At 67.9% G+C, this 9,025-nt stretch carries 6 protein-coding genes and 6 pseudogenes; 7 read left to right on the top strand and 5 right to left on the bottom strand.

The window, feature by feature from the left end; genetic code table 11:
• Window positions 1–363: 363 nt before the first annotated feature.
• From ACIPEK_RS45570 to ACIPEK_RS45555, 4 genes and pseudogenes are all read left to right on the top strand, one after another.
• Window positions 364–717: pseudogene (locus ACIPEK_RS45570) on the top strand (DUF317 domain-containing protein); the annotation flags it as partial.
• A 73-nt stretch (window positions 718–790) separates the two neighbouring features.
• Window positions 791–1,066, top strand: a pseudogene (locus ACIPEK_RS45565) (hypothetical protein); the annotation flags it as partial.
• A gap of 28 nt (window positions 1,067–1,094) precedes the next feature.
• The gene (locus ACIPEK_RS45560) at window positions 1,095–1,916 is read left to right on the top strand and encodes a DUF317 domain-containing protein (RefSeq protein ID WP_402008696.1); all 822 of its coding nucleotides are present in this window, start codon (window positions 1,095–1,097) and stop codon (window positions 1,914–1,916) included.
• 215 nt (window positions 1,917–2,131) lie between these two features.
• Window positions 2,132–2,548, top strand: coding sequence for a GFA family protein (locus tag ACIPEK_RS45555; RefSeq protein ID WP_402008694.1), 417 nt, complete (start codon window positions 2,132–2,134; stop codon window positions 2,546–2,548).
• A 79-nt stretch (window positions 2,549–2,627) separates the two neighbouring features.
• Here the strand turns inward: ACIPEK_RS45555 and ACIPEK_RS45550 are convergent.
• From ACIPEK_RS45550 to ACIPEK_RS45540, 3 genes and pseudogenes are all read right to left on the bottom strand, one after another.
• Window positions 2,628–3,495: pseudogene (locus ACIPEK_RS45550) on the bottom strand (class I SAM-dependent methyltransferase).
• 114 nt (window positions 3,496–3,609) lie between these two features.
• Entirely contained in the window at window positions 3,610–4,305 is a 696-nt protein-coding gene (locus tag ACIPEK_RS45545; protein ID WP_402008692.1) for a hypothetical protein, read from the bottom strand.
• A 77-nt stretch (window positions 4,306–4,382) separates the two neighbouring features.
• Window positions 4,383–4,826: a hypothetical protein gene (locus ACIPEK_RS45540; RefSeq protein WP_402008690.1), complete on the bottom strand. Its 444-nt coding sequence runs from the start codon at window positions 4,824–4,826 to the stop codon at window positions 4,383–4,385.
• A gap of 303 nt (window positions 4,827–5,129) precedes the next feature.
• Between ACIPEK_RS45540 and ACIPEK_RS45535 the strand changes: the two genes are divergently transcribed.
• Window positions 5,130–5,972, top strand: a complete 843-nt coding sequence (locus tag ACIPEK_RS45535) for a DUF6461 domain-containing protein (RefSeq protein ID WP_402008688.1) — start codon at window positions 5,130–5,132, stop codon at window positions 5,970–5,972.
• Window positions 5,973–6,051: 79 nt separating this feature from the next.
• Here ACIPEK_RS45535 and ACIPEK_RS45530 read toward each other — a convergent pair whose 3' ends face one another.
• Window positions 6,052–6,549 carry an IS5 family transposase gene (locus tag ACIPEK_RS45530; RefSeq protein WP_402008686.1) on the bottom strand — a complete coding sequence of 166 codons (498 nt, stop codon included), beginning with the start codon at window positions 6,547–6,549 and terminating at the stop codon, window positions 6,052–6,054.
• A 216-nt stretch (window positions 6,550–6,765) separates the two neighbouring features.
• Here ACIPEK_RS45530 and ACIPEK_RS45525 point away from each other — a divergent pair.
• Window positions 6,766–7,963 (top strand): annotated as a pseudogene (locus ACIPEK_RS45525) (IS110 family transposase).
• A gap of 23 nt (window positions 7,964–7,986) precedes the next feature.
• On the opposite strand, the pseudogene ACIPEK_RS45520 reads toward ACIPEK_RS45525, so the two are convergent.
• Window positions 7,987–8,301: pseudogene (locus tag ACIPEK_RS45520) on the bottom strand (transposase); the annotation flags it as partial.
• Window positions 8,302–8,556: 255 nt separating this feature from the next.
• On the opposite strand from ACIPEK_RS45520, the pseudogene ACIPEK_RS45515 reads away from it, so the two are divergent.
• Window positions 8,557–9,025: pseudogene (locus tag ACIPEK_RS45515) on the top strand (IS1380 family transposase); the annotation flags it as partial.

Here is a 9,025-nt window from a genome sequence, read left to right as displayed (position 1 = left end):
CCCTCCTGGCCACCTGGACCGGCGCCTGCTCGATATGCGGCCAACCCGCACCAACCCCCGAACCCCACCACAGGACCTAACAAAGCCCTACTAGTCGTGTGCAGCCAGCTGACCTGGGCCGACCGGGTTGGGTGTCAACGAGTTTGCTCGTGCTGACGACGTTGGCTGCTCACCCCTCACGACTAGATTCACTGTCAGAGAAGCAGAAGCGACCGGGCTCGCTGTCAAACGCCTCGATTGGATGACAAAGGACAGTTCGCCGGGGGCAGACAGGAAAGATCCTCGAAAGACTGGCTATCGCGGGCAGGGGCATGTCAACGTAGACGACCTTGCAAGAAACACAAGGTCAGAGAGGTGATGCCCGTGACTGTGGCTCCTGTGAGCCGCCCTGGATTCTTCACCACGATCGAGGCTCTGCGGCTGCGTGAGTGGTTGCTCGGCCCTGGCCAGTCCAGCAATGTGATCGACCTGTTCGACGCCGACGATTTCCACTTCGTCGTGGACGACCGCGGGGACGTACACATCGCGAGTAAGGACGGTCGTTTCTACCTCGGCTGGTACCCCAACGGCCGTCCCGGCTCGGAAGGCGAGGGATGGAAGCTCGCTGTCACCGGCACCGCGAACATCCGCGGCTACGAGGCGTCCTTCGACCGTGAGACACCGGCCGACATCGTCGCCGCCGCCGTAGCCCGCGTGCTGGAGACCTCCCGCCCCGTTGAGACCCCGACAACCCGGCCGGCTGCTTCTCAGCCGTCCCACCCGCATTCGCCGCACAAGGAGGCCGCCCGTGATGGACGCGGAAATGACCGTCGGTGACCTGACCGATCTCTTGACCGCCTGCAACCGCGATCTGCCGGTGCGCTTCGCGATGAACCCGTTCTTCCCGATGGCGCACCGCCTCGCGCAGGTCGTCCAAGCTGTGGACGAGACCGGTCGGCCCGTCGTCTACCTCGCTGAAGGGCGGGACGCGGACACGCAACTCGGTCATCTGCCGCCCGAGGTCGCCGTCGAGCTGGCCTGGCACTCTCCGGTCCAGGCGCCCCCGCGCCGCCCCCGTCGTACCGCCTGGCGGCAAGTAGAGCCGCACCTAGCCTTTGGAGGCGCCCCTGTACCCCGAGTTCCCGCCCGACCCGTCCACCCCGCACGGTGCCCAGTCCGCGTACTGGGTCGGCCCCCGGCACCTGGCCGGTGACGACGGACGTCTCTACGACGCCGTCGCCGACACGCTCGCCGGCCTTGGCTGGACGAACCTGACGATCGTCCGCGGACGGCACGAGCCGGACGAGGCACCGGAGGACCGCCAGGTCCTGCGCAGCACCGTCCTGCACATCAGCCCCGACACTCTCCGCTGGGCCCAATGGGTGCTGGCGGACGAGCCGTTCCACCTGGGGGAGCTGCCGATCGCCTGGCAGGTCTCCGCTCGCGCGGACACGAGCACGCCGCTCGCGCAGTGGTCCGCCTACTTCACCCCCGACGTCCCGGGGGAGGTCCTCGTCGACTTCCTCGTCGCGCTCGACGCCCGCGATCAGCCCGGCGTCCCGCTCGGCGGTCCAGAGCTGGTCCTCGACGCGGTCACCGCGCACGGCTGGTTCCGCGACATCGACCAGCCCCACGCGGGAGCAACGGACCCGACCTTCACCTCGCACATCAGCCTCGGCGAGGTGCCACCCCTCATCCAGGACGCCGACCCGAGCGCCCTGACGGCTGAGGCCGATGAGGCGGGGCCGGGCGGGTGGCAGGCGTGGGCCGAGCCAGCGCTGGGCGCACCATGCCTATGGGCCGCGTCCTTCGGCGCCAGCGTGCCGCACGACCTCGTCGCGTGCTTCGCCAACGCGCTCAGCTCCACCGCACCGGTCCTGCGCCGAGTGCTGCCCGAAAGCACGCAGGAGCTGCTCCTGCGCGCCCCGGCCGGCTGAGGGACGAGGCCGGCCGCGCCGCCCGCCCGACACACGTGAAGCTCGGCCATCCCGATCCGGGGTGGCCGAGCCTCACGCGTTCTGGGCTGCTGTTCACCGCGACGGGTGAACGTGCCTCTCCACACGAGGCGCGGAATCCCGAACACCAGCGCGGGCCGCTCCGAGGGCAGCACACTGGCACCGCAACCGCACGTCGCGTCGAAGGAGATGTCACAGTGACCGAATCGACCACCGCTCCCGACTTGCGGACGGGCCGCTGCCAGTGCGGTGATATCGCGTACGAGGTGACCGGCGTTCCGGACGATCCGCACCTCTGTTCCTGTGACCACTGCACTCTGTTGTCCGGCTCACCGGCGATGTCGTGGGCCGGGTTCCGCCGGGAGACGCTGATCTGGACCGGCCGCGGCGGGGAGCCGACGTGGTACTCGACCTGGCCGACCCTGCGCCGAGGCTTTTGCCCGCGCTGCGCCACCCACCTCATCTCCGTAGCCGACGGCTCGGACATGGTCATGATGACGACGTTCAGCCTCACCGAGCAGAGCGGCGGCTTGGAGCCCGTGGGGCACAGCTTCCGTCAGCGTGCCGTGCCGTGGATGACCGTCGCCCTTGCTCCCGACCCGCTCCACTCGTAGCAGCACCGGACTGGGTGCCGTGGAGCATCGCAGGGACTAGGCACTGTCCGATGGGTCGCCTGATGGGCAAACGGGTGACTCATCGGGCTCTATGCGGGGTGGGGGCGGCTGGAGGCGCATCTACTGAAAAACGTGGGGGCGTTCGCGACACCCGCAGCTCCGTGAGATATCGCTTGGTGACCCAGCCTTCGTATCGCCTGTCGATCAGCCCGGCGATGCAACCCAGCAGCCCTTCCCTAGCTTCCGGCGGCAGCGCCCGGTGGCTGGAGTAGGTCCGCAGCACCTCCATATACTCCGCCGTGGTGTACGTCAGGTTCCATTCGTAACGCCGGAAGAACAGGGCCGAACCGGCCGCTGCGTGCGACCTCGTCCGCGTGATCCGAGGTGTCGACGTCCTCTGCGGCAGGAGGCCGCAGCCCCGGAGGGGTGGCCGGATCGAAACGCTCGTAGCAGTCCTGGACTTCGACGAAGAACTCTTCGCTGCCGCCCGCCACATGCTGCGTGGCAACCACGGAGAGGGCGCCACCGGGCCGCAGCGCGTCGGCGGCTTTGACCATCCGCACCGCCGGATCGATCCAGTGGAACGCCGTCGCCGAGACGACCGCATCGAATGGCTCCTCCGGCAGCGGCCAAGTCTCGAAGTCGGCCGTCACGACCTCCACCGACCCGAATCCGGCCAGGTTGCGCCGGGCGACAGCGGCCATGTCCGTGCCCAGCTCGACGGCGGTGATCCGGCAACCGCGCTCGGCGAGCGGCAAGGTCGCCTTGCCGGTACCTGCCCCCACCTCAAGGACACGGCAGCCGGGGCCGGTACCGGCCACCTCGGCGAGGTCATCGAACAGCTCCGGCGGATACCCGGGCCTGGCCCGGTCGTACAGCTCGGCGTCCTCGTCGAAGGTCCGGCTCAGGTGGATACGGCGCGTTTCGTCAGGCGTGTCGTCGCGCATGGCAGCACATTAGAGCCTCCCCTATCGCGCTGACGACTGACCTATTGGGCACGACCACGCCGGCGCTCCTGACCGTGATGGTCGGGAGCGCCGGTGTCGTCATGTGGCTGGCTGTCAGCGGACTGCTGTGGCCTTGGCGAGGGCCTTGTCGAGGTACCGGTCCACCAGGGCCGGCGAGTCGGAGACGATCAGCAGTACGCTGCCGTTCCGGACCGCGGTCTGCTTCACCACGGTGCCGCGCCCGCCTGCGGAGAAGGTCAGCAGCTGGCTCCACCGCTCGTCACCGAGCTGGGGCGCGGTCGTCTTCTGCGTGGCCATGTCTATCGCCGTGCCGCCGACGAGGACCTGGTACTCCGGGCAGCCGGTCATGGCGTCGAAGATTCGGCCGGTTCCGCCGGACAGCTCATCGGCGGTGTCGCTGTACAGCTCCTCGGAGACCTCCGAGTCGCTGCCGCCGCTGTAGGTGAAGGTGGCCTTCGCCTGGCGGGAGAAGTCGAGCGAGCCTCCAGTGGCCGCGTCGCCGCCGAGGTCGTTGAGGGCGGGGCAGCCGAGGACGGTGACGTCGTCGTGCCGGGCGGGGCGCTCGGGCTTGCGTGTGTAGCCGCTACCGAGGTCTCTCACGTCGAGCAGGCGCTCCTCCAGCGCGGCCGAGGACAGCGGAGCACCGTTCTGGTCGGCGGTCGCCGGCTTCCCGCTGCGCGTGGAGGACGTGGAGGCGGGCTTCGCCTCGGTGGTGTCGGTGGAGCAGGCGGGCAGGGTGAGGACGGTGACGGCGGTGAGACCGAGGGCGGTGGCGACGCGAACGCGCATGGTGGAACTGACCCCTTGGTGCTAGGCGACGGGTGGTCAGTACGGGCCCGTGGGCCCTGAGGTTGTGGGAGTGGGGGTCAGTGGCCGAGGTGGCGCAGGCAGTCCTCGAACGTCGCGTGGGTCGCGTCCGCGGGGCCGGTGTGCCGGTTGTACCAGGCGGTGTCGAGGCGTGTCTCCTGCTGCTGGTGGCCGACCCGGCAGCGCAGCCAGATCTGGTCGCGGGTGGAGAGGACGAGCCAGTCCCGGTACGCGCCGCACTCGGCACAGGCGACCATCTCGCCGTCGACGACGAGCGGCTGCTTCCAGGCCGTCATCCGGCCATCGAGCTGGTCGTGGCTGGGTACGCGCAGCTCCGGCGGAAGGAAGTCGTCCACCACGGTGGCCGGCTCGGCACGCTCCAGTTCGGCCCGCACCCGCTCGACCTCCGGAGGTACCTGGCCCTCCAGCTGCGCCGACAGCTCGAAGAACCGGCGCTGCTCCTCGCTGGGCTCCGCAGCCCTGCGGCGTATGCGGTGAAACACCCTGACGTCTCCTTCGTCTCGTCCTGCACGCGTCATGATCGTCTCCCACGCCGCTGGCAGCTTCAATTCACAAAGTCCACAGTCACGCTCCACGAGGATGGAAGGTGGTTTCTCGCACCCCGCACTGAGCCTTCACGACCCGCTCCTCGGCCGCTTAGTACGCCCCATGTCGGTGGCCTTTGGTTAGAGCTCGTAACACGATCATGTTGCTGACACGGACTGGGTGCAGCCCGAGTACCAGTTCCAGCTGTAAGAACCGGCTTGCACCGCGCATTGTCAGAGGCATCAGGCACACTGCGCCGTATGAACTTGGTGACCGCGCACGACTACGCCTGGATCCGCACCTCGCCGCTCTTCCGCCACGCAATGGAGAGCGGATACACCCTGACACTGATACAGGGGCGGAGCCCGCACGAGGTGCTGCGCGCGATGGAGGCGGAACCGCGCGGCACTGGGGAGGGAACGGCCGGGCTGATCGAGGCGGACGACGCCCACCGCGCCGAGACGGACTACGACTACTGGGACGAGTCCTACGTCGCGGGCGCCTTCAGCACTCCGGGCGAGAACGGCGACTGGACACTCGTCCTCGGCTTCGACGGTGGCCTGGGGATCGAGGGCGCGTGCGTGGAGACGCTGTCGAAGGGCGGCCGGGTCGTGGCGCACTCGAGCAACGGCGGCAAGCCCATCCACCTCTTCCACTGGTTCGAGGACGGTGAGCTCTGTACGACGTTCGAGGGCCCCTCGGCGCGCGACGGCAACAGCCTCGATGAACTGGTTCCCCTGTTGCGGGAAGTCGGCTTCCCTCTGACTCCCGAGGGAGAGCACGACGAGAGCGCCCCGGTCGTCGACGGGAAGGCGGCGGTCCTCGCTCTGGCCGAGAGACTCACCGGCATACGCGTCACCGAATCCCTCCTCCAGGACGCCACGTACGAACTGGGACTCGTCCCCGAACAGCCTGCCGAGGAGTGGACCGGCCTAGTCATCGACATCACCGATGCCCACGGGGAGCGTCTCTACAAGGAATGGACCTACGAGGAGATCGCGGCGGCTTCGGACCGCGCACGGACGGAGGCGAACGCGCCGGTCGTGATCACCTACAACGAGCCTGTGGCCATGGATCGTTCGGAGCACGAGACAGGTGAGTAGCGAACGGGCGCGTGGAGGGTGCCCCCGGGGTACTCGCCGCCCTCTACAAGGGAGCTTGCCGCCATGAGAGCTTCTTCGATCACGGAGCGGCTGCCCTCTTGAGCCGTCGGTAGCAGATGAGGCTGCAGGCGAGGGAAATGAGGGCATCGTGGAGTTCGGTGCGGCGTTCCCATCGGACGGCGAGTCGTTTGAAGTGGTGGAGCAGGGCAAAGGTCTGCTCGACGACGTAGCGGAGCTTGCCCAGGCCCTTGATGTTCGGGCAGCCCTTGCGTGAGATGACGGGCAGGATCCTGCGCTTGCGCAGTTCCTCTCGGTTGGGGTTGGAGTCGTAGCCCTTGTCGCCGAGCAGGGCTTCGGGCCTTCGGCGAGGTCGTCCTGGGCGGCCCGCGACGGGCGGGACGCCGTCGACCAGAGCGAGGGTCAGGGTGACGTCGTTGACGTTGGCCGCAGTGGTGATGACTTTGAGCGGGGTGCCGCGTCCGTCGCAGATCAGGTGATGTTTGCTGCCCGTTTTCCGCCGGTCGACCGGCGACGGACCGGTGTCGGGTCCCCCGTTACCGTTTTCGTGGCCCTGCAACGGGGCTCCCGGCCTTCGGGCCCGGCATTACTGAGCCCCCTGTCGATCATGATCGAAAAAGTGGTGTCACCGGGCGCGGAGGCATTGGCAGACCGCTGATTAGGGGCACGAGCGCTGATCCCGAGCCTGGGTGAGGCAGTCTCTTCGTAACGTGGATGCCGGCACGCTGATGCCGCAGGTAGGGCCGGGAAGAAGTTCGAGCACTGGAGCTGGGACGTGACCAACGACGGTATCGATGTCTACCTCGGCCTGGACGTGGGCAAAGGCGAACACCACGCCACCGCGCTCACCCCCGCGGGCAAGACGGTCCTGGACAAGCGCCTGCCCAACACCGAGCCGAAACTGCGCGAGGTGTTCGCGAAGCTGCAGGCCAAGCACGGGACCGTGCTGGTGGTCGTCGACCAGCCCGCCTCCATAGGCGCGCTGCCGCTGGCCGTGGCCCGCGCGTTGGGCTGTCACGTCGCCTACCTGCCGGGCCTGACGATGCGCCGCATCGCAGACCTCTACCCAGGAGAGGCGAAGACCGATGCCCGCGACGCGTTCGTCATCGCCGACGCCGCCCGCACCATGCCGCACACCCTGCGGGCCGTCGAGGCCGCCGACGAGACAGTCGCCGAACTGGAAATGATCGCGGGCTTCGACGACGACCTCGCCACCGAGTCGACCCGGACCAAGAATCGGCTCCGCGGCCTGCTCACACAGATCCACCCCTCGCTGGAGAATGTCCTGGGCCCGCGGCTCGACCACCCCGCAGTCCTGGCCATGCTCGAACGCTTCGGCTCTCCCGCCCAGCTCAGGAAGGCCGGCCGCCGTCGACTGGTCACACTGCTGCGACCCAAAGCACCCCGCATGGCAGAGCGCCTGGTCGAGGACATCTTCACGGCGCTCGACGAGCAGACTGTGGTTGTTCCCGGCACGGACGCCGCCGCACTGGTCGTCCCCAGCCTGGCCTCCTCGCTGAGCTCGGTCCTGGACCAGCGCAAGCTGCTGGCGGCCAGGATCGAGCAACTCCTGGAGGCCCACCCTCTCCCAGGTCCTGACCTCCATGCCCGGCATCGGGGTCAGGACGGCAGCCCGCATCCTCATCGACGTCGGCGACGGCACCGCCTTTCCCACCGCCGGGCACCTGGCCGCCTACGCCGGCCTGGCGCCGGTGACCAGAAGTTCAGGGTCGTCCATCCGCGGTGAGCACCCCTCGCGGCGCGGCAACAAGCAGCTCAAACGGGCCTTCTACCTGGCCGCGTTCGCGTCTCTGTCCCAGCCGGAGTCACGCGCCTACTACGACAAGAAGCGCCGCGAAGGGAAACACCACGTTGCGGCCCTGGTCGCCCTCGCCCGACGTCGCATCGACGTGCTCTTCGCCATGCTGCGCGACGGCACCTTCTACCAAACACCGACTGCCTCTGCGGCTTGACGAAAACCATAGGGGCACTTTTTCGCGCGGATGTGGGAACCATCCACGCACGCCCGCGACCAGTCCAGTTCGCCGGCCGCGTTCAGCTCCGCGAGCAGGGTCCGGTGCAACCGGTCGAAAACCCCTTCCTTCTGCCATCGGTCCAGGCGACGCCAGCAGGTCTGCCCTGAGCCGAACCCCAGCTCCAGGGGCAAAAGTTGCCAGGCTATGTCGTTGTAGAGGACGAACAAGATGCCCTGAAGGCAGAGCCGGTCCGACACCGGCCGAGGCCCCGGCGACCGCTCCGGCCACGGAGGCAGCAACGGCTCGATCAACGCCCACAACTCATCGTCCACGATCCACGGTCGAGTACCCACACCATCACGAACGGCCGAATCGTCATACCGGTAACGCCCAACCAGAACATCTCAACAAGATCGTGTTACAAGCTCTTAGCCTTGATCCACCGATCTGATGGCTGTGGATGACGTTTCGGGAAACAAGGAAGTGCCTTGTGACCTGCGATGATGGGAGTTCTTGAGGCTTCCAGCACGCATAATCGACAAGGCACTTCCGAGATGCGAGTTTCCCATACTCCAGCGGCGGTCTCCGCTGTGTTCGATGACCCGAATCTGGTCGCGCATGCCGGGCTGGTTCCGGTGATGCGGCTGGCCGAACGGTGTGGGCTGTCGGACCTGGTGACGCAGAAGGTGAAGCTGAGCGGGACGACGAACGGCGCGGGTGCGTCGGCGGACGCCAAGGTCAGCAGCATCGTGGCCGGTATGGCCGCAGGGGCGGACAGCATCGACGACCTCCACGTGCTGCGGAACGGCGCGATGCCAGCCGTGTTCACGGGTATCCGAGCGCCGTCCACGCTGGGCACCTTCCTGCGCGCGTTCACCCACGGTCACACCCTCCAACTCCACGCTGTGCACCGCAGATTCCTGGCCGCGCCGGCCGCGCACACCCCCTTGCTGCCCGGCTCCGGCGAGAAGGCGTTCATTGATGTCGACTCCACCCACAAGCGGGTCTACGGCCGGGCCAAGCAGGGCGCCGAGTACGGCCGGTTCAAGGGCATCCGCA

The organism is Streptomyces sp. NPDC088246, assembly GCF_044741025.1.
GTDB lineage: Bacteria > Actinomycetota > Actinomycetes > Streptomycetales > Streptomycetaceae > Streptomyces.
Note: the sequence above shows the minus strand (reverse complement) of the source record. Positions and strands in the feature narration are given on the sequence as shown.

Bases quoted from the DNA above. Each gene is read 5' to 3' on its own strand.
- ACIPEK_RS45545 (WP_402008692.1), bottom strand. From the start codon at position 4,305: ATGCGCGTTCGCGTCGCCACCGCCCTCGGTCTCACCGCCGTCACCGTC.
- ACIPEK_RS45535 (WP_402008688.1), top strand. From the start codon at position 5,130: ATGAACTTGGTGACCGCGCACGACTACGCCTGGATCCGCACCTCGCCG.